Annotated in this window: 18 protein-coding genes and 1 pseudogene; 15 read left to right on the top strand and 4 right to left on the bottom strand. The window is 71.9% G+C overall.

Annotated features, from left to right (window positions below; genetic code table 11):
* Nucleotides 1-225: 225 nt before the first annotated feature.
* Complete coding sequence (locus L2I40_RS04420; protein ID WP_237213658.1) at nt 226-2,490, top strand: DUF2339 domain-containing protein; 2,265 nt, start codon at nt 226-228, stop codon at nt 2,488-2,490.
* Between the two features lie 47 nt (nt 2,491-2,537).
* On the opposite strand, the gene tcuB is transcribed toward L2I40_RS04420, so the two are convergent.
* From tcuB to L2I40_RS04435, 3 genes are read right to left on the bottom strand one after another with little or no spacing between them, the layout of a single operon-like run.
* Nucleotides 2,538-3,692 carry a tricarballylate utilization 4Fe-4S protein TcuB gene (tcuB, locus tag L2I40_RS04425; RefSeq protein ID WP_237213659.1) on the bottom strand — a complete coding sequence of 385 codons (1,155 nt, stop codon included), beginning with the start codon at nt 3,690-3,692 and terminating at the stop codon, nt 2,538-2,540.
* On the bottom strand, nt 3,679-5,076 hold the full coding sequence (gene tcuA, locus L2I40_RS04430) for an FAD-dependent tricarballylate dehydrogenase TcuA (protein ID WP_237213660.1): 1,398 nt from the start codon (nt 5,074-5,076) through the stop codon (nt 3,679-3,681). The genes tcuB and tcuA overlap by 14 nt, the downstream gene beginning before the upstream one ends.
* A gap of 4 nt (nt 5,077-5,080) precedes the next feature.
* Complete coding sequence (locus L2I40_RS04435) at nt 5,081-6,433, bottom strand: MmgE/PrpD family protein (RefSeq protein WP_237213661.1); 1,353 nt, start codon at nt 6,431-6,433, stop codon at nt 5,081-5,083.
* Between the two features lie 109 nt (nt 6,434-6,542).
* On the opposite strand from L2I40_RS04435, the gene L2I40_RS04440 reads away from it, so the two are divergent.
* The 13 genes from L2I40_RS04440 to L2I40_RS04500 all read left to right on the top strand — a co-directional run bounded on the left by L2I40_RS04440 (nt 6,543) and on the right by L2I40_RS04500 (nt 21,141).
* Nucleotides 6,543-7,922, top strand: a complete 1,380-nt coding sequence (locus L2I40_RS04440) for an MmgE/PrpD family protein (protein ID WP_237213662.1) — start codon at nt 6,543-6,545, stop codon at nt 7,920-7,922.
* Nucleotides 7,923-7,924: 2 nt separating this feature from the next.
* Nucleotides 7,925-8,383 carry a tripartite tricarboxylate transporter TctB family protein gene (locus L2I40_RS04445; RefSeq protein ID WP_237213663.1) on the top strand — a complete coding sequence of 153 codons (459 nt, stop codon included), beginning with the start codon at nt 7,925-7,927 and terminating at the stop codon, nt 8,381-8,383.
* Between the two features lie 3 nt (nt 8,384-8,386).
* Nucleotides 8,387-9,892, top strand: coding sequence for a tripartite tricarboxylate transporter permease (locus tag L2I40_RS04450; protein WP_237213664.1), 1,506 nt, complete (start codon nt 8,387-8,389; stop codon nt 9,890-9,892).
* Nucleotides 9,893-9,915: 23 nt separating this feature from the next.
* Nucleotides 9,916-10,893 (top strand): Bug family tripartite tricarboxylate transporter substrate binding protein, encoded by a 978-nt coding sequence (locus L2I40_RS04455; RefSeq protein WP_237213665.1) that lies wholly within the window; start codon nt 9,916-9,918, stop codon nt 10,891-10,893.
* A 2-nt stretch (nt 10,894-10,895) separates the two neighbouring features.
* The gene (locus L2I40_RS04460; RefSeq protein WP_237213666.1) at nt 10,896-11,636 is read left to right on the top strand and encodes a sulfite exporter TauE/SafE family protein; all 741 of its coding nucleotides are present in this window, start codon (nt 10,896-10,898) and stop codon (nt 11,634-11,636) included.
* A 9-nt stretch (nt 11,637-11,645) separates the two neighbouring features.
* Nucleotides 11,646-13,040, top strand: a complete 1,395-nt coding sequence (locus L2I40_RS04465; RefSeq protein WP_237213667.1) for an MmgE/PrpD family protein — start codon at nt 11,646-11,648, stop codon at nt 13,038-13,040.
* On the top strand, nt 13,033-13,776 hold the full coding sequence (locus L2I40_RS04470) for an SDR family NAD(P)-dependent oxidoreductase (RefSeq protein WP_237213668.1): 744 nt from the start codon (nt 13,033-13,035) through the stop codon (nt 13,774-13,776). Before L2I40_RS04465 ends, L2I40_RS04470 begins: the two co-directional genes overlap by 8 nt.
* Nucleotides 13,773-14,450: a GntR family transcriptional regulator gene (locus L2I40_RS04475; protein WP_237213669.1), complete on the top strand. Its 678-nt coding sequence runs from the start codon at nt 13,773-13,775 to the stop codon at nt 14,448-14,450. Before L2I40_RS04470 ends, L2I40_RS04475 begins: the two co-directional genes overlap by 4 nt.
* Before the next feature lie 297 nt (nt 14,451-14,747).
* Nucleotides 14,748-16,319, top strand: coding sequence for an amidohydrolase family protein (locus tag L2I40_RS04480; protein ID WP_237213670.1), 1,572 nt, complete (start codon nt 14,748-14,750; stop codon nt 16,317-16,319).
* A gap of 10 nt (nt 16,320-16,329) precedes the next feature.
* Entirely contained in the window at nt 16,330-17,307 is a 978-nt protein-coding gene (locus L2I40_RS04485) for an ornithine cyclodeaminase family protein (RefSeq protein WP_237213671.1), read from the top strand.
* The gene (locus tag L2I40_RS04490; RefSeq protein ID WP_237213672.1) at nt 17,304-18,722 is read left to right on the top strand and encodes an amidohydrolase family protein; all 1,419 of its coding nucleotides are present in this window, start codon (nt 17,304-17,306) and stop codon (nt 18,720-18,722) included. The genes L2I40_RS04485 and L2I40_RS04490 overlap by 4 nt, the downstream gene beginning before the upstream one ends.
* A complete protein-coding gene (locus L2I40_RS04495; protein ID WP_237213673.1) occupies nt 18,719-20,062 on the top strand; it encodes a dihydroorotase in 1,344 nt (447 codons plus the stop codon). The genes L2I40_RS04490 and L2I40_RS04495 overlap by 4 nt, the downstream gene beginning before the upstream one ends.
* Before the next feature lie 47 nt (nt 20,063-20,109).
* Complete coding sequence (locus L2I40_RS04500; RefSeq protein ID WP_237213674.1) at nt 20,110-21,141, top strand: ABC transporter substrate-binding protein; 1,032 nt, start codon at nt 20,110-20,112, stop codon at nt 21,139-21,141.
* 26 nt (nt 21,142-21,167) lie between these two features.
* Here L2I40_RS04500 and L2I40_RS04505 read toward each other — a convergent pair whose 3' ends face one another.
* Nucleotides 21,168-22,325: an NADH:flavin oxidoreductase/NADH oxidase gene (locus L2I40_RS04505; protein ID WP_237213675.1), complete on the bottom strand. Its 1,158-nt coding sequence runs from the start codon at nt 22,323-22,325 to the stop codon at nt 21,168-21,170.
* Nucleotides 22,326-22,386: 61 nt separating this feature from the next.
* Here L2I40_RS04505 and L2I40_RS04510 point away from each other — a divergent pair.
* Nucleotides 22,387-22,787: pseudogene (locus L2I40_RS04510) on the top strand (hypothetical protein); the annotation flags it as partial.

The raw sequence follows: 22,787 nt of genomic DNA on the forward strand, positions 1-22,787 counted from the left end.
GGTGGCTGGAGTTGAGGCGTGTGCTCTTCCGTTCCCATCGCGGTGCCGGGTGCGCCGCGCCCGGCCCCGCCGCCGGCGGCCGCACCCGCCCAAGCCGTCGCCCCGAGCGCAGCGGTGCAGCCTGAGGCAGCCATACCGCCCGCGCCCGGCCTCGCTGCGAATCCCTGGGCCGTGGCCGCTGCAAACACCCCCCCTCCGAGGCCGGCGGGGCCCGGGCTGGAGGCGGTGCTGACGCAGCGCTGGGGCGTATGGCTCGGCGCGGCGATGCTGCTGCTCGCGGCCGTGTTCCTGCTCCGCACGGCGATCGAGGAAGGCTGGCTGGGCCCGACGGCACGCTGCACGCTGGCGGCGCTGCTGGGCTTCGCTCTCGTCCTCGGCGCGGAATGGCTGCGGCGGCGGCCCGCCACGCCACAGGCCGGCATACCGTGGCCGGACCAGGCGCCTGCTGCGCTCGCCGCCGGCGGCGCGGCAGCGCTGTTCGGCGCGTCCTATGGCGCCGCGGGGCTCTATGCGCTGGTCCCGCCGCTGGTGGGCTTCTCCCTTCTCGCGATGGCGGCGCTGGCGGGGCTCGCACTCGCGTTGCGCTTCGGGCCTCTGGTCGGGGCGGTCGGCGTGATCGGCGCCTATCTGACGCCGGCACTGGTGCAGACGGACGATCCGTCGCTGCCGGCCCTGTTCCTCTATCTGCTCGCGGTGACGGCCGCGGCGCTCGCCGTGCTGCGGCAGGTCGGCGCGGCCTGGCTGGGCTGGTGCGCGACCTTCGCAGCGGCGCTGTGGGTGGTGGCGGGCGGCATGATGGGCGGCGGCTGGGCGCCTGCGCTGTTCGTCCCGGCCGCCGCGGCGCTGCAACTCTGGCTGCTGCCGCGGGCGGCGCTGGACACCGCCCTCGGGCGCCGGCTGGCGTGGCTTCCCTTTGCGCTGCTCGCAGGGGCGGGCCTGACGCTGCTGGAATGGGACGGGGTGGAGCCGGCGGTCGGCATCCTGCTGCTCACCCCGGTCGCGATATGGCAGGGCGCGCGCGATGCGCGGCTCGACCGGCTGCCCTGGATCGCGGCTGCCGCGGCGCTGCTGATGCTGCTCGCCTGGCCGCTCGGTGCCTGGGCACCGCCGGGCGAGGCGGTGACGATCGAGGGCGTCGTTGCCGCGATCCTGCCCGGTGCGGCTTGGCCGCCCGAGGCGCTGGTCCCCTTCCTGGCCGCCGCGCTGGCGCTCGCCGCCATGCATGCCGCTGCAGGAAGCCGGTTCGAGCGGCACGCCCCGCATCCGCTGCGCTGGGCGGCGCTGGTCGCGGCGGTGCCGCTGCTCGCCCTGCTTGTGGCCTATGCACGCATCCGCGGCTTCGCGCTCGACCTGCGCTGGGCCTTTGCCGCGCTCGCGCTGGCCGGCGCATTGACCGGTGCCGCGGCGCTGGCGGTGCGCGAGGGCGCGAGTGACCGAGCGGGCTTGCATGCGGCGGGAGCGACGGGCGCGCTGGCGCTCGGCTGCGCGATGCTGCTGAGCGGACAGTGGCTCACGCTCGCCATCGCGCTGTTCCTGCCGCCACTCGCCTGGATCGCGGCGCGGGTCGACCTGCCGGCGCTGCGATGGGTGGCGACCGCGGTCGCGGCCGCTGCGCTCGTGCGGCTGCTGCTGAACCCCTGGGTCCTCGACTACGGGCCCGGGGCGATCTGGGGGGCCTATGCCGCGCCGGCGGCGAGCTTCGCGATCGCGGCATGGATGTTCCTGCGTGTCCGCGACGACCTTTCGGTGCGCGTGCTCGAAGCCGGTGCGATCGCATTGACGACCGCCTTCGTCGTGCTGCTCCTTAGGCAGTCGCTGCCTGCGCCGGATTTCGGGTTCGGCGCTGGCGTGCTGGCGCTGCTCGCGCTGCTCTCGACCCTGCTGCGACTGCTGAACCGGCGGCTCGGGGACCGGGTCGTGCCGCGTTGGGGCTGGATCCTGCAGCTCGGCGCGATGGTGGCGCTCGGCAGCTGCATGATCCTCGCCAACCCAGCCGTCTTCGCCGGCATCGCGGTGACGGGCTGGCCGGTGCTGAACGCGTTGCTGCTGGCCTATGCCGTCCCCGCCGCAGCGGCAGGGTGGGCGGCGTCCGCACGCGAAACCGATGCCTGGCCGCCGGCCCGGCCCCTGCTCGGCGGCTACGCCATCCTGTCCGCCTTCGCATGGGTCACGCTGGAAGTGCGGCACCTGTTCCAGGCCGACGCCATGGCCCTGTCCCAGGCCGCCCCCGGGGAGGCGGAACTCTACGCCTACAGCGGCGCATGGCTCCTGCTGGCGGGTGCGCTGCTCGCGCTCGGCATCCGTGCCGGCGTCCCGGCGCTCCGGCTCGGTGCGCTCGCAGTGATCGCGGTCACCATCGTCAAGGTGTTCCTGGTGGACATGGGCGGGCTGGTGGGACTCTGGCGCGTGCTGAGCTTCCTGGGCCTGGGGCTGACGCTGATCGCGCTCGGCTGGGTCTATCGCCGCTTCGTGGTGTTGCCGGCAAGGTGAGTTGGACGTGGTGACGGCAGCCCGGTCACCACCGGCGCCGGCTCAGCTCATGCGGACGGCGCCCGGGCGCGCCTCTCGCGCGCGTGGCGCAGGAGCGCGAGGCCGCGATACACCCCGTGCACCAGCTTGCTGTAGGGCGCCGCGACGAAGAGCGCGAGCACGAGCCCGAAATGGAGGGCGAGCATGATGCCCATCGCGCCGGTGTGCCGGACGGCCAGGAGCAGCAGGCCTGTCGCGCTGACCAGGAACAGCAGGATCAGGATCGCGTACTCGCCGCCGACCACCCGCTTCGCGACCGGGCCAGGATCCGTCACGGTCTTCACCCAGATCAGGCCCGCGGTGCCGATGCAGAGCAGCACGCCGCCCCAGGTGCCGAACTGCACCGGCAGGCTCAGGAAGGCATGCGGCGAGTGCCAGCCGAAGACGTGGTGATAGATCGCGCCGGTCGAGGTGGCCGCGAAGCAGAGCAGGAAGCCGTACATCATGGCCTGGTGCAGCCAGCGCCGGTGCTGCGCGAAGCTGTCGTCGAGGTCGTTGCAGCCATGCCCGCCGCCGCCGAGGTTGCGGAGCGTCAGGATGTCGGTCGTGGCGTCGCGTGCCGCGGCCATGGATGCAGGTGCTCCGGCGCCGCCTGCCGTGCCGCGCCAGTAGCGCACGCCGCCAACCGCCATCGCGACGATCGCGAAGAGGAAGGTGCTGCCGGCCAGCAGGTTGATCAGCCAGAGCGGGATGACGCGGAAGAAGGCGCCTGTGCCGCGCTGGGGCGTCCAGAGCACGGCCGGATCCTGCAGCGCGACGGTGGCCAGCAGCACCAGCGTGACAACGATCGCAGCGACGAGCGACACCACCGTCCCGTTGCGCTCGAACAGCCGGCCCATCGGCGCCGGCCAGGCATATGCCGCGTAGCTCTCCTGCCGCAACTGCGCGAAAGTCGCCGGAATGTTGACGTTGAAGGCGTGCGGCGGCGCGTATTGGCAGGCGTGGTAGCAGCCCTTGCAGCCGTGGCAGAGATTGGCGAGATGCGTCAGGTCGCCGGCGCTGAACTCGCGCCGCATCGTCATGGCGGGAAAGACGGCGCAGTAGCTTTCGCAATAGCGGCACGCGTTGCAGATCGCCATCTGCCGCCGCGCGTCCTGCATCGCGTCGGTCTCTGGCGCGGCGTTGCGTTCCGCGTCGCGCAGCAGGCGCTCAATTCCGTCCAAGGCGTGCCGCCTCCTGTCCCGCGATGCGCCCGAAGACCGTACCGATCGCCATGCCGAAGCCGGCGAGATAGCCCTGGCCGAGGATGTTGCCCGACATGATCTCGCCCGAGGCGAAGACATTGGCCGACAGCGTGCCGTCCTGCATGAGCACCCGCGCGCGCTCGTTCACCTTGAGTCCGAGGAAGGTGAATGTGATGCCCGGGCGCAGCGGGTGGCACACGAAGGGCGGCGTCGCGATCGGGCGCGCCCAGTGGCTCTTCGGCGGCGTCAGCCCCTCCGTCCGGCAATCGTCGGGCACCATCGGTTTGAAGGTGCCGGGGCGGACGGACGCGTTGTACTCGGCGACCACGCGCTCGAGCTTCTGCGGATCGAGCCCGGCCATGCCGGCGAGGTCCGCAACGGTATTCGCGCGATAGGGCGGGAAGACGCTCGGCAGGTAGTCGCGCTCAGCGAGGCTGTCGGTGATCGCAAAGGCGACCTGGCCCGGCTGCTGCGCGATCAGGCGGCCCCAGATCGCGTAGCGCTTCGGCCAGACATCCTCGCCCTCGTCGTAGAAGCGTTCGACGTCGCGGTTCACCACGATCGCGAAGGGCACGCAGTCGAGCCGCATCGCGAGCCCGCCATCCTCCATCGGCGCGCGCGCATCGTTGGCGACGGCGTGGAACTGGGTCGGGTCGCCGACCTCCTGCGCGCCGCCATCGAGCAGGTCGCGCAGCACGCGCCCCTGGGCGTAAGGCGTGCCGCGGATCTGGAAATTGTCGGCGGCGTCGCCCCAGTACTTGCGCAGCCAGTCGCGGTTGGCCTGGAAGCCGCCGGACGCCGCCACCAGCGCGCGGAACCGGATGCGCTCGGGGAAGCCGTTGTGCGAGACGATCGCCTCGGTCGCGAAGCCGTCGCGCATCTCGATGTGCTGCACCTCGGTGTCGTAGAGCACGGCGATGCCGAGGCGTTCCGCCGTGCGGTAGAGCGCATTGACCAGCGCCTTGCCGCCGCCGAGGAAGAAGGCGTTGGTCCGCGAGAGCGAGAGCGTGCCCGACAGCGACGGCTGGAACACGACGCCGCAGCTCTTCAGGAAATCCGGCGCGTGCTGGCTGGCGCGGATACAGAGCCGGGCGAGGCCCTCGTCGGTGCGGCCGCCCGTCACGCGCAGCAGGTCGTCCCAGTATTCCTCCTCGAGGTAGCTGTCGGTCAGCACCTCGGTCGGGGCAGGGTGGAGAGCCCGGATGTTGCGGGTGTGGCGGGAATTGCCGCCTCGCATCGGCTTCGGTGCGTGCTCCGCCATGATGACGGAGGCACCGGCGCGCCGCGCCTCGATGGCGGCGCAGAGCGCGGCGTTGCCGCCGCCCGCGACCAGAACGTCCCAGGTGCGCGCCAGGTCCGGCATCGGATCAGCCGCGGAATGGCTCGAGATCGAGCTGCGGTTCGTCGAAGGCGCGCGCGCCGAAGGCGATAAGCGTGGCGGCGCGCGCCGCGTCCCAGCCGCCATAGAGGCAGTTGTCGCGCGCCTTCGCCTCGATCTCGGCGCGCGAGAGCGGATCGGCGGCGCCGCCGCGGAGGTTCGCCTGCCGCTCCTCCACCACCGACCCGTCGCGCAGCACGGCGCGGACATGGCCGGTATAGGCGCGCGGGTAGGGGTTGTCCGCGTCTACCACGTAGCGGACCTTGGCGCAGAGCTCGCGCAGCCGCTTCTCCTGCACGCGTTCCTCGGTGAAGGCGTCGAGCCCGGCATGACCGAGCACTAGGCCGGCGGCGACGCCGTAGGGCACGCTGAACTTCGCGGCGTAGGCATTGGGAGGGGACTGCTTCGAGGCCAGCGGCTCCCACAGGCGATGCAGGATCCCCTCGGCAGTCTCGCAGGTGATCTCGACGATGTCCTCGGCCTTCACGCCCCGCTTCCCGAGGCGAATGGCGCAATCCACATAGGGCTGCGTCATGGTGCCGTTGGCCCAGGGCTTGAAGGCGATCGTCTCGGCGACCCAACGCTCGCCGAAGCCGTCGAGCAGGCGGGACCAGTCGCCGTTCGGGTTGTTGGCGAAGCCGTAGAACAGACCGTGCGGCCCCTCGAACATCGTGCGCGGGCCGAAGAAGCCGCCACGCGCCATGAGCGCGGCGCGCATGCCCGCCGCCGCGGCCCAGCCTGGATGGAAGCGCTTCGTCCAGGCGCCGTCGGTCAGATACTCGATGATGCCGGAAGACATCGAGCCGGCGATGCCGAGCGCATTCACCACCTGCCGCGGCGAGAGCCGGAGCGCCACCGCGACCGCAAGCGCCGCGGCCGGCGTGCCGAAGATCGATGTCGGGTGGAAGCCGGCCTTGTGCACCGCCTTCGGGATCACGGTGGAGAGCCGGCACGCGGCTTCGGCGCCAACCGCGATTCCGCGCAGCGCATCCGGGCCCGAGATGCCGAGGCGTTCGGCCGCAGCGAGTACGGCAGGGATGACCACGGCGCCGGAATGCACCGGGCCGCCTTCGAAGGTGTCGTCGTAATCCTCGCCATGCGCAGCGGTGCCGTTGACGATCGCGGCGTCGGACGAGGTGAAGCCGCCCGCATGGCCGAAGGCCGTGCAGACGCCTGGGCCTTCGGCGGCGGCGAGCGTGGCCGCGACGTAGTCGCTGCGCCGCGCGGCCACGCAGAGGCCGATCACGTCCATCAGCAACCGCTCGGCCGTGTCGCGCATGGCGGCGCTCGGCCGGGCGGCGATCGCCGCCTCCGCCAGTCGTTCCGCGACGGTCTGTGCCATGGCCCGCTTCCCCACGCCTGAGCTTTGTCCACCGATGTATACAAGGGCATGCAGATTGGCTAGGGTGCCCCTGCACGGCGGCGGGACGTTCGCTGGCAGGAGGGATTGGATGTCCAGCGCGTCGAAGACGGAATACGGCGTCGCGAATCTCGGCCTCGGCGTCAGCAAGGCGCTGGCGACCTTCATCGCCGGCCTGCGGTTCGAGGACCTGCCCGCTCCGGTCGTGCACGAGGCCCGGCGCGGCGTGCTGGACTGGATCGGCTGCGCATTGGCGGCCGCGCATCATCCCACCATCGCCATCCTGCTCGACACCTATGACGCGATCGGCTCCGCGCCCGTGGCCCGCGTGCTCGGCCATCCGGGGCGGCGACTCGGACTGCTGGATGCGCCCGTGGTCAACGGCCAGATGGGCCACCTGCTCGACTTCGACGACACGCATATGGGCGGGGTCGTGCTGCACACCTCCTCGCCGCTGCTCGCCGCGCTGCTGGCGCTGGCCGAGCACCGGCCGGTGAGCGGACGCGACCTTATCGTCGCCTATGTCGGCGGCTTCGAGGCCGGCGTGCGGGCCGGCCAGGGCGCACCCGCGCATCACGACGGCGGCTGGCACCTGACCGGCACGCTTGGCGCGATCGCGGCCGGCGCCGGCAGCGCGCGGCTGCTTGGCCTTGATGCGAAGGCGACCAACCACGCGATCGGCATCGCGACCACCCAGGCCGCAGGCATGCAGCAGAACCGCGGCACGATGTGCAAGTCGTTCCATGCCGGGAAGGCCGCCGCCTCTGGCGCGCTGGCGGCGCTGCTCGCCGCGCGCGGCTTCAACAGCTCCGAGGAGATTCTGGAGGGCAAGCGCGGCTTCACCCGGATCTACAGCGCGACCGCGACGCCCGATCGCATCACCGACAGCCTCGGCGAGCGCTTCGAGATCGCGCGCAACGGCTACAAGCCCTACGCCTGCGGCGTCGTGCTCCACCCGTTGATCGACGCCATGATCGCGCTCTCGCGCAGCGCCGCGCTGCCGGCCGACGCCGTCGACCATGTGGAGTTGCGCGTGCATCCGCATGCGGTGAAGATCACCGGCGTGGACGATCCGCGGTCCGGGCTGATGTCGAAGTTCAGCATCAACCACTCCGCCTCGGTCGCCTACCTCGATGGCGCGGCCGGCATCGCGCAATACGCCGATGCACGCGCCACGGCCCCCGACGTGCTCGCCTTCCGCCCCAAGGTGCGGGTCGTGGTGGACGAAGGGTTCCGCAAGGACCAGGCGCATGCGGTCCTTTTCGCCACCGACGGCCGGCGTTTCGAAGCGCCAGTGGCGCATGCCTCCGGCACGGTGGACAACCCGATGTCGGACCGCGCGATCGAGGACAAGTTCCTGGGCAACGCGGCGCCGGTGCTGGGCGACGCGCGTGCGCGGCAGGTCGCCGAGCGGAGCTGGTCGCTCGACGCGATGCCCGATGTGCGCGACCTCGTCGCGCTCTGCGCGTGAGCATGGCGCGGCGCCTCGACCGCGACGTGCTGGCGGGCATCGCGCTCGCCGGTCTCGGCGGCTACGTCGCCTGGCGCGCGGCCGGCTGGGACCTGCTGACCGAGGACGGGCCTGGCCCCGGCTTCTTCCCGCTCGGCTACGGCGTGCTGATGGTGGCGCTCTCGGCGCTGCTGGTACTGCGCACGCTGCTGCAGCCGCGGCCGGACGCGGAGAATGGCGACGTCGCGGGCCATGCGCGCGCGCTCGCGACCTGGGCGGCCTTCGCGGGCGCGGCCTTCGCCATGCAATGGATCGGCTTCGTCGCCGGCTTCGCGCTGCTGTCCGCCGTGGTCGTCGTCTTCGTCTTCGGGCGCGGCTGGGCCCGCGGCGCGGCAGTGGGCGCCGCCTCGGCCGGAGTTTTCTGGCTGGTCTTCGAACGGCTGATGGGCGTCGGGCTGCCGGCCGGACCCTGGGGCTTCTAATCGATGGAGACGCTTGCCGCCCTCGGCCAGGGCTTCGCCGTCGCGCTGCAGCCGGAGAACCTGCTGTGGTGCCTGCTCGGCTGCTTCCTCGGCACCATCGTCGGCGTGCTGCCGGGGCTCGGCCCGGCAGCGACCATCGCGCTGCTGTTGCCGCTGACCTTCGGCATGGACCCAACCGGCGGCATCATCATGCTGGCCGGCATCTACTTCGGCGCCAAGTACGGCGGCTCCACCACCTCGATCCTGCTCAACATCCCCGGCGAGGCGTCGTCCGTCGTCACCTGCCTCGACGGCTACCAGATGGCGCGCAAGGGGCGCGGCGGGGCGGCGCTCGGGATCGCGGCGATCGCCTCCTTCGTCGCAGGCACCTTCGGCATCGTCGCGCTGACGCTGCTGGCGCCGCCCATCGCGGAATTCGCGCTCAGCTTCTCCTCGCCGGAGTATTTCGCGCTGATGGTGCTGGGCCTCTCGCTCGTCGTGGTGCTGGGCGGGTCCTCGCTGATCAAGGCGCTGCTCGCGCTGCTGGTCGGGCTGTGGCTGACCAGCATAGGGACCGACCTCTTCACCTCGCAGAGCCGCTTCACCTTCGGCTCCTCCTTCCTGCTCGGCGGCATCGACTTCATGATCGTCGCCGTCGGCCTCTTTGCCATCGCCGGCGTACTGGAGAGCATTCGCGCGCGGGAGGAGACCACGGCGCTGCCGGTGCCGAACCGCCTCCGCGAGCTGATGCCCTCCTGGGCCGAGCTCAAGGCCTGCCGCTTCGCCTTCCTCAACGGCTCGGTCGTCGGCTTCATCGTCGGCGTGCTGCCCGGCGCGGGGTCCGCCATCGCCTCCTTCATCGCCTATGGCGTGGAGAAGACCGTCTCCCGCCATCCGGAGAAGTTCGGCACCGGCGTGCCCGAGGGAGTCGCTGCGCCGGAGGGCGCGAACAATGCCGATTCCGGCGGCGCAATGGTGCCGCTGCTGACGCTCGGCATCCCGGGCGGCGGCAGCACGGCTATCCTGCTCTCGGCGCTGATCGTGTGGGGCGTGAAGCCCGGCCCGCTGATGATGACGGAGAGCCCGGAGGTTTTCTGGGGGCTGATCGCCAGCCTCTACATCGGCAGCGTGATGCTGCTGGTGATGAACCTGCCGCTGGTACCGCTCTTCGCGCAGATCCTGCGCATCCCTGTCTACGTGCTGTTTCCGCTGATCTTCGGCCTGGCGCTCGTCGGCGCCTTCGGCGTTTCCGACAACCCGATGAACCTGCTGCTTCTCGCGGGCTTCGGGCTGCTTGGCTATGTCATGGTGCAGTTCGGCTTCCCGCCGGCGCCGCTGATCCTGGGCTTCGTGCTCGGCGACGCGATGGAGCGTGCGGTGCGCCAGTCGCTCACCATGTCCCTGGGCGACCCGGCGATCCTGGTGGAGCGGCCGCTCTCGGCCGTGATGCTGGCGCTCGCCGCGCTGGTGCTGGTTTCGCCGCTCATCGGCCGGCTGCTGCGCCGGCGGCGGGCGGGTGTCGCGGTGTGACTGCAACCGATAGGGAGGAACACATGAAGCGCCGTCATCTTCTCGCCGCGGGCGGCACGCTTGCCCTCGCCGGCCTCGTCCGGCCGGCCCACGCCGCCTGGACACCGTCGCGCCCCATCGAGTTCGTGGCGCATAACGGCCCGGGCAGCGGGCCCGACGTCTTCGCCCGCGCGCTGATCTCGGCCATCGAGCAGGACCGGATCTTCAGCGGTCGCATCCAGGTCGCCAACCGCGTCGGCGGCGGCGGCGCGACGGCGATGAACTACATGATGGAGCGCCGCGGCGACGCCCATGTCGTCGGCATCTGGACCAGCCTGTGGATGTCGCTGCCGCTGGTGCAGGCCGAGGCGCGCTCCCTCGTCACCGAGATGACCGCCATCGCGCGCGTCGCGATCGAGCCCGCGGTGATCATCGTGCGCGGCGATTCGCCGTATCGCAGCCTGGCCGACTTCGTCGAGGCGGCGAGGGCGCGCCCCGGCCAGGTGCGGCAGTCAGGCGGTTCGCCGACCGCGCGCGACGCGCTGGTGCGGCAGTTGCTGATGGCGCACACCGGCGCGCGCTGGGCCTTCATCTCCTTCCCCTCTGGCGGCGAGCGGATGTCCGCGCTGCTCGGCGGCCATGTGGACATGATGGTCGCCGAGCCGGCGGAGATCCGCGAGCAGGTTCGCGCCGGGCGGCTCCGCATCCTGGCCACCGCGACGGCCACGCGCCTGCCGCTTCTGCCGGACGTGCCGACGCTGGCCGAGGCCGGCTTCCCGATCGCCGACGTCATCCAGGCCCGCGGCCTGCTGGCGCCTCCCGGAATCCCGGAGGAGGCGGTCGCCTTCTACGGCGACCTCTTCCGCCGCATGTCGGAAGGCCCGGCCTGGGCGAAGTACGTCGAGGACAACCAGCTGCAGAGCGCCTTCCTCTCGCCCGCCGACACCGCGGCGTTCTTCCGCAGCTACCAGGGCCAGCTGCGCGACATCCTGCAGGCCGGCGGCGTGCGCGTGGTGCGCTGAGCGTGATCGAGCCGCTCGCCGCGATCGGTGTCGGCCTCGCTTCCTATGCGACGGCGATCGTCGGCGGGCTGGCCGGCTACGGGACCAACCTGCTGATGCCGCTGGCGCTCGCGCCGGTCGTCGGCGCCGCGGCCGCGATCCCGATCCTGGCGGTGTCGGGGCTGTTCAACAACGCCTCGCGCCTCGTCGTCTTCCGCGACAAGGTCGAGTGGCGGCCGGTGCTTCCGCTGACGCTCGCGGCAATCCCGGCCTGCTTCGTCGGCGCGGCGCTGTTCACACTGCTGAGCGGGCCGCAGGTCGCGCTGCTGCTCGGCGTCACACTGGTCGGGATGGTGCCGCTGCGTCGCTGGCTGAAGCGGCGGCGGCTGAACATCGGGCCGGCGGGGATCGTGGCGATCGGCGCCTGCTACGGGCTGGTCACCGGCGGCACGCCCGGCGGCGGCGTGCTGCTGACCGCGGCGCTGGCGGCGCTGGGCCTGCCGCCGCAGGCGGTGGTCGCGACGGATGCCGCGATCTCGCTGGTGATCGGCCTGGTGAAGGTCGGCACCTTCCAGGCCTTCGGCGAGCTGCCGCTGTCGTCCTGGGTCATGGCGCTGATGATCGGGCTGATCGCGATCCCGGGCGTGATGACGGCACGCTGGATCAGCTCGCGCATCAGCGTGACGCTGCATACCACCATCCTCGATGCGGCGATCCTGACCGGCGGGGCGGTGCTGGCGCTGCGCGGCCTCGGGCTGGTCTGAGGAGACGACATGGCCGCACCCGCATCCCAACAGCTTTCCGAAGAGATCCTTCGCCTTTCGGACTACATCGCCGGCGCGGCGGACCGGCCGCTGCCGGAGGCGGTCGCACGCAAGACGCGCCTGCATCTCCTCGACACCCTGGGCGCGATCGTCTCCGGGACGGAGCTCGCCGCCGGGCAGCTCGGCGCGCGCTTCGCCGCCTCGACCGGCGGCGTGGAGGAGGCGCTGGCCGTCGGCGCGAGGGCGCTGCTGCCCGCCGCGCAGGCCGCCTTCGCCAACGCCATGGCCGCGCATGGCGACGAGACCGACGACAGCCATCTCGCCGGGCGCTGCCATCCAGGCTGCGCCATCGTGCCCGCCGCGCTCGCGGTGGCGGAACGGCAGGATGCGGACGGGGCGGCGCTGCTGCGCGCGGTCGCGCTGGGCTACGACGTCTGCGTGCGAGTGAACCTGTCGTTCGGCTTCCCGCCGCCGGCGAAGGCGCGGCACAGCACGCACAGCATCGGCCCGGCCTTCGGCGCTGCCGCGGCCGCCGCGTCGCTGCTGCGGCTCGACGCGCGGCAGTCGCGCTATGTGCTGGCCTACGCCGCGCAGCAGGCGAGCGGGATCCCGTTCTGGAACCGCGACCCGTTCCATGTGGAGAAGGCGTTCGATTTCGCCGGCATGCCGGCCCGCAACGGAACGCTCGCCGCGCTGATGGTCGCGTCGGGTTTCACCGGCGTCGAGGATCCGCTCAGCGGCCCGCACAATCTCTTCGCCGCCTTCGCCGAACGTCCGGACCGCGCGGCGCTCGTGGACGCGCTGGGCGAGCGCTTCGAGATCGGGCGCGCCTCCATCAAGAAGTGGTGCGTTGGTTCGCCGATCCAGGCGGTGCTGGACGCCATCGTCGCGATCACCGGCGGCGCGCCGCAGGATCCGGGCGCAATCGATGCCGTGGTCATCACCATGCCGGACGACCGTATCCACATCGTGGACGACCGGGCCATGCCCGATGTCTGCGTGCAGCACCTGGCGGCGGTCGCCCTTCTGGACGGCTCCGTCAGCTTCGCCGCCGCGCACGACATTCCCCGCATGCAGGACCCGGCGATCCGCGCGCTGCGCGCAAAGATGACTCTCGTGCCGAGCCCGGAGCTGACCGTCGCCATCCCGGCGCGCCAGGCCATCGTCGAGATCCGCGGTCCCGGTGGGACGCGGCACCACCACGCTGTTGCCGTGCGCGGCACGCCGGAAAACCCCATGCCCGAGGAAGAGGTCGAGGCGAAGGCGCTCGACCTTCTGTTGCCGCTGCTCGGCGACCGGGCTTCTTCCCTCGTCGCGGCGACCCGCGAGCTTGGGTCGTACCGCATCCGCGACCTGCGTCCCCTCCTGATCCCGAACGACACGCCGGAGAGCCACCATGACTGACACGCCGATGCTGGGCCATGTCGCGCTGATCACCGGCGGCGTGCGCCGCATCGGCCGGGCGACGGCGCTGGCGCTAGCCGCGGAAGGCGCGGACCTCGTCCTGCACGCCCGCTCGTCGCGCGAGGAAGCGGAGGGCGTGGCGCGCGAGGTCGAGGCGCTCGGTCGGCGCGCTCTCGTCGTGCTGGCCGACGTGACGGACGAGGCGGCGGTGGAGGCGATGTTCGCCGAGATCGACCGCGCCTTCGGAAGGATCGACATCCTGGTGAACAACGCCGCGCTGCGTGGCGAGGAGCACTTCACCGAGATGAGCTATGCGCGCTGGAAGGAGATCACGGGCGTGATCCTCGACGGCGCCTTCCTCTGCTCGCGCGCGGCGCTGCGGCGCATGGCGCCGCGCAACTACGGGCGAATTGTGAACATGGGCGGCGTCAGCGCGCATCTCGGCGCCGGCGGGCGCGCGCATGTCGGCACCGGCAAGGCCGGGATCGTCGGGCTCACGCGTGCGCTGGCCGTGGAATTCGCCGCGCAGGGCATCACCGTGAATTGCGTGATCCCGGGCAAGATCGGCGGCAAGCGCGCCGCGACCGCGGGCAAGGGCATCGCAGGCTTCCCGATCGTCGGCCGCGAGGGCGTGCCCGAGGACGTAGCCGAGGTGATCCGGCTGCTCTGCCGCCCGGCCAGTTCCTTCATCACCGGGCAGTCGGTCCATGTGAATGGCGGCATGTTCCTGCCATGAGTATGCCGCGAGAGTCGGAGGAGGACGAACGATCCGGGGTCTCGCGCGCTGAGCGAGTGTACCGGCTGCTGCGGGAGGGCATCCGCACCGGGGCGTATCGCCCTGGCCAGCGTCTGCGCGAGGTCCAACTGGCCGAGGAACTGGCCACGAGCCGTACCCCGGTGCGCGAGGCGATCCGCAGACTCGAGGCTGATCGGCTCGTCGAGAGCCTGCCGGGCCGCGGCTATGCGGTGACGCAGTTGGACGAGGCCCGGATACGGGAGCTGTATCAGTTCCGTGCCGCACTCGAGGGTGCGGCGGCGGAACTTGCGGCGCTGCAGGCGACGGACCTCGACATCGCGACCTTGGACGCGACGCTGGATGCCATGCGGGCGGCGTCCGATGACGCGGCGCGCGCCGCGGCGTTGAACCGCCGCTTCCACCAGGCGATCTATGACGCCGCACGAAATGTCTTCCTCAACCAGGCCATCCAGGCGATGAGCGACGTGATGGCGCTCCTGCCCGGAACGACCTACCGGAAGCCTGGCCGCGTGGCCCAGGTCGTGATGGAGCACGAAGCGGTTCTGGGCGCGATTCGCCGGCGCGATCCCGTCGCGGCGAGCACGGCGATGCGGGCGCATATCCATGCGGCGGGACAGTTCCGCGTGTGCATGACGCTGGCGGGCGATGGCTAGCGCCTGACGAGGGATGGGCCCAGCAGCCCGGTTCCGTTGCACCCGGCCCAGAGGCGCCGCCCCATCGGCTCGCTGTCCCCCCGGGAGCCGATGGCCCGCAACTTGCGTAGAGGCCGAGAACATCATGGCATGCGGCCGATGCGCCGCAGCGATCGCGGGACCACCTCGGGAGGAACAGTTGAAGGCTTCCACGCCTGTCGGCCCTCAGCCTTCGATGCGCTGCCCAGCGCATCGTCGTCGCACCGCGCCTGCGCGGGCAGGCGGATTGCAGCGCAAGCGGGCAGCCCGAGAGCCACGATGCCCGTTGCCGCAGCATGGCTCGGCAGGCTGAAGATGGAACCGACCCTGCCCCTGCCCGCCGGGACCACGCTTCTCATCACCGGCGCGCGAATCCTCCTGCCCGACGCGGACTGGCACGATCCGCCGGTCGCCGACATCGCCATCGGCGGCGACAGCATCCTCGCCGTCGCACCCCGCTTCGCGCCCGCCGAGGGGCCGCCGCCCGAGACGCTCGACGCCCGCGGCCTGCTTGTGCTGCCGGGCTTCGTCAACGCGCACTACCACTCCCACGACGTGCTGGCGAAGGGCACGCTGGAGGAGGTGCCGCTCGAGCAATGGCGGCTCTACGCCCTGCCTGCGCAATATCCGCCGAGATCGCGCGAGGAGGTGCGCGCGCGCACGCTCCTCGGCGCGCTCGAGTGCCTGCGCTCCGGCATGACCACCGTGCAGGACATGCTCACCCTTTACCCCTTCGATCCCGCGCATCTCGACACGGTGATCGAGGCCTATGAAAGCCTCGGCATCCGCGTCGTCTTCGCGCTGCAATACGGCGACCGCAAGGGCCTCGATACCGTGCCCTTCTGGAAGGAGGTCTTCCCGCCAGAGTTTCATGGCCAGCTCTCCAGCGCCGCCGAGCCGGAGCGCAACTTCGACCTGCTCGGCCATTTCGAGACGACCTGCCTGAAGGCGCCGCCGCGCCCGCGGCTGCACTGGGCGCTCGGCCCCTCCGCGCCGGAGCGCTGCACACCGCCGCTGATGGCGCGCACCATGGACCTCGCGCGGCGCTACGGAATCCCGGTCTTCTCGCACCTCTACGAATCGAAGGGCATGGCGCTGCAGGCGCGGCATGAGCTGGCGCAGTATGGCGGCTCCATCATCCGCCGCCTGCATGCCGAAGGCGCGCTTGGGCCGGAGATGAACTTCGCCCACAGCGTCTGGCTCGCCCCGGACGAGGTCGCGCTGCTGGCAGAGACGGGCGCGGGCGTGGTGCTGAACCTGCAGGGCAACCTCAAGATGAAATGCGGCATCCCGCCGATCCGCGAGATGATGCGCGCAGGCGTGCGGATCGCGCTCGGCTGCGACAATTGCAGCTGCTCCGACGCGCAGAACATGTTCGTGGCGATGAAGCTCTTCTCGCTGCTGGCCACCGTCAGCGACGTGATGAAGGGTCCGCCGCCGGCCATTCCCGCGCTGAAGGCGGCGACGGAGGGCGGCGCGGCGGCGATGGGCCTCGGCCAGCTGGTTGGCCGCATCGCACCCGGGTTCAAGGCCGACCTGACCTTCGTGGACCTCGCCGATCCCAGCTTCGTGCCGCTGAACAGCGCGGCGCGCCAGCTGGTCAACATCGAGGCCGGTCGCGCCGTGCGCCATGTGATGGTGGATGGCCGCTTCGTGCTGCGCGACCGCCGCGTCACCACGGTCGACGAGGCGGCCGTCTTCGCCGAGGTGGCGGAGGTGATGCCCGGCTTCCGGCAGGACTTCGCAGCCATCACCGCCCGCATTGCGCGTCTGCAGCCCTGGCTCGACAAGGCGCAGCACATGATGGACACCGCCGAGATCGACATCGACCGCCTGCCGCGCCTCAGGTGACGCCGCGCCGATGCTGATCCTGACCGACGCGGAGGTGGATGCGCTCGTCACGCCCGCCGACGCGCTGGCCCTGGCGGCGGAGGCGTATCGGCTGCACGCGTCGAAGCGCCTCCCTGGCCCGGCACGGGTCGCGCTGAAGCAGGCCGCTCCGCCAGGCGGCGCGCTGGTGCTGGCCGGGCTGGGCGGCGCGGACCTCGTCGTGAAGTCGAACATCCATGGCTGGCCGCACGGGCCGGACGCGCCTCGGCGTACCGCCAGCCTGCTCGCGCTCTGGGACATGCGGACCGCGCTGCCGCGCGCGCTGCTCGCCTCCGCCGCCTTCAACGATCACCGCACGGCGGGTGGACTCGCCGCGGCCGCCCGGCTGCTCGCGCCGCCCGGTGCGCGCCGCCTTGCGCTGTTCGGCGCCGGCAAGATCGCGCGCGCTGCGCTTCGCGCCATGGCTGCGGCGTTCCCGCTCGAGGAAGTGCGCATCGCCTCGCGCGGGCCGGCCCGCGCCACCGAACTCGCGGTGGCGGAACAGGGCGCGGCGCCTGTCGTCCGCGCCGTCGCCGATCCGACAGAGGCGGCGCGCCATGCCGACATCCTGCTCTGCGCCACCTCTTCGGACAGCGCCGTCTTCCCCGGTGACGTCGTGCGCGACGGCGCGCTGGTGCTGCTCGCCGGCGCGACGCGTGGCGATGCTCGGGAGGCCGACGATGCCATTATGCGGCGCGCAACGGTCTGGGCCGACGACACCACGGATGCGCTGGAGAAGGGCGGGGACATCCGGCTTGCGCTCGCTTCCGGCACGCTCGATCCCGGTCGGTGGCGCGGCGAGATCGGGTTGCTGGACGCCCCTCCGCCCGCCGACGGCCGCATCCGCGTCTTCAAGTCCATCGGGATCGCCGCACAGGACCTGCTACTCGCGCGTCACGTCGTGGCGCTCGCCGAGGCCCGCGGCATCGGCCTGCGCCACCGCATGTTCGAGGCGTGGGACGCGCCATGAGCCTGCTGCTGCGCGACGCCACGATCATTGCCGGACCGGACCACCGCCTCATCCCCCGCGGCTGGATCCGCGTCACGGAAGGGCTGATCGCCGCGCTGGGCGAAGGCGACCCGCCGCCGGAGGCGATGGCCGGCGCGGCCGTCATGGACTGCCGCAGGCGGCTCGCGGCGCCGGGCCTCGTCAACGCCCATACGCATTCGCAATCGGCGACGCTGGCGGGTTTCGGCGACCGGCTCTCGCATCCCGCCTTCATGTGGCGGACGCTGGCGCGCACCGCGAACCGCACGCCGCGCGAAACGGCGCTGGCGGTGCAACTGACCGCCTGGTGGGCGCTCTCGACCGGCACCACGGCGCTGCTCGACCATTTCCCGGGCCAGCTCTTCGCGGCAGAGGACATCGAGGCCGCGATAGCCGCCTGGCATACCACGGGCCTGCGCGCCGTGGTCGGGCTGCGCTTCTTCGATGCCGGCTTCGCCGACATCCTGCCGCCCGGACTTCCGCCCGATGCCGACGGCGGCCTGCTGCGACCGCAGCCTCTGGAGAGCTTCGCCGAGATCGCCGGCGACGCGATCGCCCGCTGGCACGGGCACGACGGGCGCATCGGGGTCTTCCCCGCGCCCTCCAACCCCGACCGCTGCACCGATGCCGCGCTGCGCCTCTGCGCCGATCTCGCGGAGCGTCACGACACCGGCCTGCACACGCATCTGCTGGAGACCGCGACCCAGGCCGCGCAGGCGCGCGCCCGCTTCGGCATGGGCAGCCTCGAGCGGCTGGAGGCGCTCGGTATCCTGTCGGACCGCTGGTCCTGCGCGCATTGCATCCACCTGTCGGAGGCGGAGATCGCGCTCATGGCCCGCCGCGGCGCGGCCGCGGTGCTGAACCCCGAGAGCAACGCGCGGCTCGGCGTCGGTCTTGCCCCGATCCCGACCCTGCGAGAAGCCGGGGTGCGGCTGGCACTAGCGACCGACGGGCCGGGTTCGAACGACAATCTCTCGATGCACGAGGCGATGCGCGGCGCGGCCGTGGCGCACCGCTCCGCCCTGCCTGACCGCGCGCGCTGGCTCACGGCGGCCGAGGCGTTGCGCGCCGCGACCACCGGCGGCGCCGCGGCACTGCGGATGCCGAAGCTCGGCGTGCTTGCGCCCGGCTTCGCGGCCGACATCGCGCTCTACGATCTCGCAACCCCGGGCTGGCTGCCGCTCAACGACGCCGTCGCGCAGTTGGTCTTCGCCGAGACCGGCGCGGCGGTCCGCACCGTGATCGTCGGCGGCGAGATCCTGCTGCAGGATGGCCGCCCGACACGCTTCGACCCGGCCGCCCTGGCGGAGGAAGTGCTCGCCATGCAGGACGATCTCACCCGCCGAAACGCCGCGCTGGCCGAGGCGGCCGAGGCGATCGGGGCGCGCCTGCCGTGACCGCGCTGCGCATCGCCGGCGGCACCGTGGTGACGCATGAGGCCGCCTTCCGCGCCGACATCCTGATCCGCGGCGAACGGATCGCCGCCATCCTCGGCCCCGATGAGCCGGCCGAGGCCACGGAGACGATCGACGCCGCCGGACTGCACATCCTGCCCGGCGCCATCGACGTGCATGTCCATTTCCGCGAGCCCGGCTTCGCCTGGAAGGAGACCTGGGCGAGCGGCACGCGCGCCGCGGCGGCGGGCGGCGTGACGACGGTCTTCGAGATGCCGAACACCGACCCCGCCACCGCCACGCCAGATTCGGTGGCCGCGAAGATCGCGCATGCGCAGCCGCAGGCGTATGTGGATTTCGGCGTCTACGGGCTGCTGTCCGAAGCCTCGCTGCCGCATCTCGCGGAGATGCGCGCCGCCGGCGCGGTAGCCTTCAAGCTTTTCCTCGGCAGCGACAACCCCCGCACGCCCTGCCCTTCCGACGGCGCCGTGCTGGAGGCCTTCGAGGCGCTGGCGGGGCTCGGCCTGCGCACCACCATCCATGCCGAGAACACGCCGATCCTGAAATGGCGCGAGGCGCGGCTGAAGGCTGCCGGCCGGCGGGACTTCGCCGCGCATCTCGAGATGCATGCCGACATCGCGGCGGTGGAAGCGACCTGTCGCGCCGCGCTCTTCGCCGAATGGACCGGCGCCAAGATCCACATCGCCCACGAATCCTGCCGCCATTCCGTGCCCTGGATCGCCCATGCCAAGGCGCGCGGCGTGGACATCACCGCCGAGACCTGTCCGCACTACCTGCTGCTCTCCACGGCAGACGAGGCCCGCCTGCCCGGCAGCTTCCTGCGCGTGAAGCCGCCGCTGCGCGGGCCCGAGCATGCCGAACCGCTCTGGCGCGCGCTGCTCGACGGGACGATCGACATGATCTCGACCGACCACGCGCCGCACCTGCCTGCGGAGAAGGCACGGGAGTCGATGTGGGAGGTCGCGCCCGGCTTCCCGGGCGTGGAGACCTCCATGCCCCTCATGCTCGCCCAGGTCTCGGCGGGACGGATGACGCTGTCCGACTATGTCCGGCGGTCCGCCTTCAACGCGGCCCGCGCCTTCGGGCTGTTCCCGCGCAAGGGGCTGATCGCGCCGGGCTCGGACGCCGACCTGGTGCTGGTGGACATGGCGCGGCGCGGCGAGGTGCGGGCCGCGTCGCTGCACAGCCTCGGCAACGCCACGCCCTTCGAAGGTTTCGCCCTGCATGGCCTGCCCGTGCGCACCCTCGTCCGGGGCCGGACGGTGGCGCTGGAGGGCCGCGCCCTGGACGCGGCCGGCTGGGGCCGGAACGTCGCCGCCTGATGGCATCCCCCTTGCTTCGCGACCGGCAGCACCGGAGGAGCACGCCGATGACACTCGCCCGCCGCACCCTGCTTGCCGCCGCTTTGGGCAGCCTGGCCGCGCCCCGCCTCGCCGGCGCGCAGTCGCCGGAGCGCGTCCGCGTCATCCTGAACTTCCGCCAGGATGGCGGTACGGCCGGCTACCTGCTCGCCCTCTCGCGCGGCTACTACCGCGAGGTCGGGCTCGAGGTGACGATCGACGGCTCCGGCGGCTCGGGCGACGCGGTGACCCGCACCGCCTCCGGCTCCTACCAGATCGGCACCGCCGACCTCTCCACCCTGGTCGAGTTCTACACCCGCAACCCGCAAACGGCGCCGGTCTATGTCGCCGCGCTGCACGACATCTCGCCGCAGGCGATCATCAGCCTCGCCCATTCCAACATCAGCGTGCCGCGCGACCTGGTGGGCAAGCGGATCGGCCAGGGCGCGGCGGATGCGACGAGCCGCATGTTCCCGGCCTTCTGCCGGATCAACGGCATCGACATCAACGCCATGCGCCGCGAACAGGTGACGCCGGCGCTGCGCGACCAGATGCTGCTGACGCGCCAAGTGGACGCCGTCACCGGCTTCGACCAGACCGTGTTCTTCAACCTCAAGGCGAACGGCGTGAACCCGGATACGATCCGGATGATGCGCTACGCCGACCACGGCATGGACCTGCCGGGCAACGGCGTGATCGCCGGCCGTTCCTTCCTGGCCGAGCGCCCGGAGACGGTGCGCCGCTTCCTCCAGGCCAGCACGCGCTGCTGGCACGAGGTGATGGCAAACCCCCGCCAGGCCGCGGCCGAGCTCAAGCGCCAGTTCCCGCTGCTCGACGAGCAGATCGAGATGGAGCGCATCGAGTTCATCCGCGACCGCCTGATGGTCACGCCCCGCACGCGGGAAAACGGCCTCGGCTTCCTCTCCACCGAGCGCGTCGCGCAATCCATCGCCATGGTGCGCGAGGGCTTCGAGCTGACCAGCGGCGTGCCGACGGTCGAGCAGGTCTTCGACCCGCGCCTGCTGCCGTCGATGGACGACCGCCGCCTGCGCCGGGCGTGACCGGCCCGGCGTGAGGCGCGAGGCGGCTACTCCGCCGCCTCGAGCCCCGTCGGATACTTCGCCCGCGCCTCCTGCCGCCGCTTCAGCCACCAGGCGTAGCGCTGCGGCATGAAGGCGAGCGGATCCGCGCCCAGCTCGGCCGCGGCGTGGATCGGCCAGTTCGGGTTCCACATCATCTCGCGCGCCAGCGCGACCAGCTGGCAGCGATCCTCGCGCAGATAGCCCTCGGCCTGCCGCGCCTCAGTGATCAGCCCGACTGCCATGGTGGGCAGGCCGGTCGCGCGATGGATCGCCTCGGCGAAGGGCACGTGATAGCCAGGCACGCGCGGCACCAGGTGCAGCGTCAGCGGCCCCTCGATCCCGCCCGAGGAACAGTCGATCAGGTCCACGCCGCGCGGCTTCAGCTCGGCGCAGAATGCGATGCTGTCCTCAAGCGTCCAGCCGCCGCCATCCACGCAGGAGATCCGCACCAGCAGCGGCTTGTCCGCGGGCCAGGCCGCGCGCACCGCCTCCACCAGCTCGAGCCCGAAGCGCATCCGCCCGGCACGGTCGCCGCCATAGCCGTCGCTGCGCCGGTTCACCGCGGGCGAGAGGAATTGCTGGATGATGTAGCCATGCGCGGCATGGATCTCGAGCACGTCGAAGCCCGCATCCAGCGTGCGCTTCGCGGCATCGGCGTGCAGCGCGATGACGGCGCGGATGTCGTCCGCATCCATCTCCTTCGGCAGCATCGCGCCTTCCTTGAAGGGCACGGGGCTGGGCGCGAGCCCGGCCCAGGGCGGACGGCCGGCGGCGGCATCCGCCTCGCCGAGCGGCGCGAAGCCGTCCCACGGCGCGCGCGTCGCCACCTTGCGCCCGGCATGGCCGATCTGCATTGCCGCCACCGATCCGTTCGCGCGCAGAAAGTCGGTGACCCGCCGCCAGGCCTTGGCCTGCGCATCGGTCCAGATGCCCGGGCAGTCATAGGTCTTGCGCGAGCGCTCGCTGACCGAGGTCTCCTCGCAGAACACCATCCCCGCCCCGCCGAGCGCGAACTTGCCCAGGTGCACCAGGTGCCAGTCGCCGACGATGCCCCCCGGCTCGCTGCTGTATTGCGACATGGGCGAGACGACGATGCGGTTGCGCAGCGTGACGTCACGCAGCGCATAAGGAGTGAGCAGGAGCGGCGTGGCGGTGTCGGTCATCATGCTCTCGGTGTCTGCGCGCCGCTTCCGGCGCCGGGCACGAGCATGCAAGATGCGTGCGATGGAGGCCAAGAGCTGGATCGGCGCATCGCTGCCGCGGCGGGAGGACCGGCGCCACCTGCTCGGGCAGGGCGTCTTCGCCGCCGACCTCTCCGCGCCGGGGATGCTGGAACTCGCGCTGTTCCGAAGCCCCGTGGCGCATGGCCGCATCCGCGCGCTGCATCGCCCTGCCGGCGCGATGGTCTTCGCCGCCGGCGAGATCGGGGCGGTCGCGCTGCTGCCCGCCGGGCCCGACATGCCCGGCTTCCGGCAGGCGCCCTATCCGCCGCTCGCCGACGGCGTCGTGCGCTTCGTCGGGCAGCCCATCGCCGCCTGCCTCGCCGCCACGCGCGCCGAGGCGGAGGACCTCGTCGCCGGCTGCGAGGCGGAGATCGAGGCGCTTCCCGCGCTGCGCGACGTCGC

This window comes from Falsiroseomonas oryziterrae, from assembly GCF_021864505.1.
Taxonomy (GTDB): domain Bacteria; phylum Pseudomonadota; class Alphaproteobacteria; order Acetobacterales; family Acetobacteraceae; genus Falsiroseomonas; species Falsiroseomonas oryziterrae.

Excerpts from the sequence above, each read along its gene's own strand:
- tcuA (WP_237213660.1), bottom strand. The coding sequence starts at position 5,076 with ATGCCGGACCTGGCGCGCACCTGGGACGTTCTGGTCGCGGGCGGCGGC.
- L2I40_RS04435 (WP_237213661.1), bottom strand. The coding sequence starts at position 6,433 with ATGGCACAGACCGTCGCGGAACGACTGGCGGAGGCGGCGATCGCCGCC.
- L2I40_RS04440 (WP_237213662.1), top strand. The coding sequence starts at position 6,543 with ATGTCCAGCGCGTCGAAGACGGAATACGGCGTCGCGAATCTCGGCCTC.
- L2I40_RS04445 (WP_237213663.1), top strand. The coding sequence starts at position 7,925 with ATGGCGCGGCGCCTCGACCGCGACGTGCTGGCGGGCATCGCGCTCGCC.
- L2I40_RS04450 (WP_237213664.1), top strand. The coding sequence starts at position 8,387 with ATGGAGACGCTTGCCGCCCTCGGCCAGGGCTTCGCCGTCGCGCTGCAG.
- L2I40_RS04455 (WP_237213665.1), top strand. The coding sequence starts at position 9,916 with ATGAAGCGCCGTCATCTTCTCGCCGCGGGCGGCACGCTTGCCCTCGCC.
- L2I40_RS04465 (WP_237213667.1), top strand. The coding sequence starts at position 11,646 with ATGGCCGCACCCGCATCCCAACAGCTTTCCGAAGAGATCCTTCGCCTT.
- L2I40_RS04470 (WP_237213668.1), top strand. The coding sequence starts at position 13,033 with ATGACTGACACGCCGATGCTGGGCCATGTCGCGCTGATCACCGGCGGC.
- L2I40_RS04475 (WP_237213669.1), top strand. The coding sequence starts at position 13,773 with ATGAGTATGCCGCGAGAGTCGGAGGAGGACGAACGATCCGGGGTCTCG.
- L2I40_RS04480 (WP_237213670.1), top strand. The coding sequence starts at position 14,748 with ATGCCCGTTGCCGCAGCATGGCTCGGCAGGCTGAAGATGGAACCGACC.
- L2I40_RS04485 (WP_237213671.1), top strand. The coding sequence starts at position 16,330 with ATGCTGATCCTGACCGACGCGGAGGTGGATGCGCTCGTCACGCCCGCC.
- L2I40_RS04490 (WP_237213672.1), top strand. The coding sequence starts at position 17,304 with ATGAGCCTGCTGCTGCGCGACGCCACGATCATTGCCGGACCGGACCAC.
- L2I40_RS04500 (WP_237213674.1), top strand. The coding sequence starts at position 20,110 with ATGACACTCGCCCGCCGCACCCTGCTTGCCGCCGCTTTGGGCAGCCTG.
- L2I40_RS04505 (WP_237213675.1), bottom strand. The coding sequence starts at position 22,325 with ATGACCGACACCGCCACGCCGCTCCTGCTCACTCCTTATGCGCTGCGT.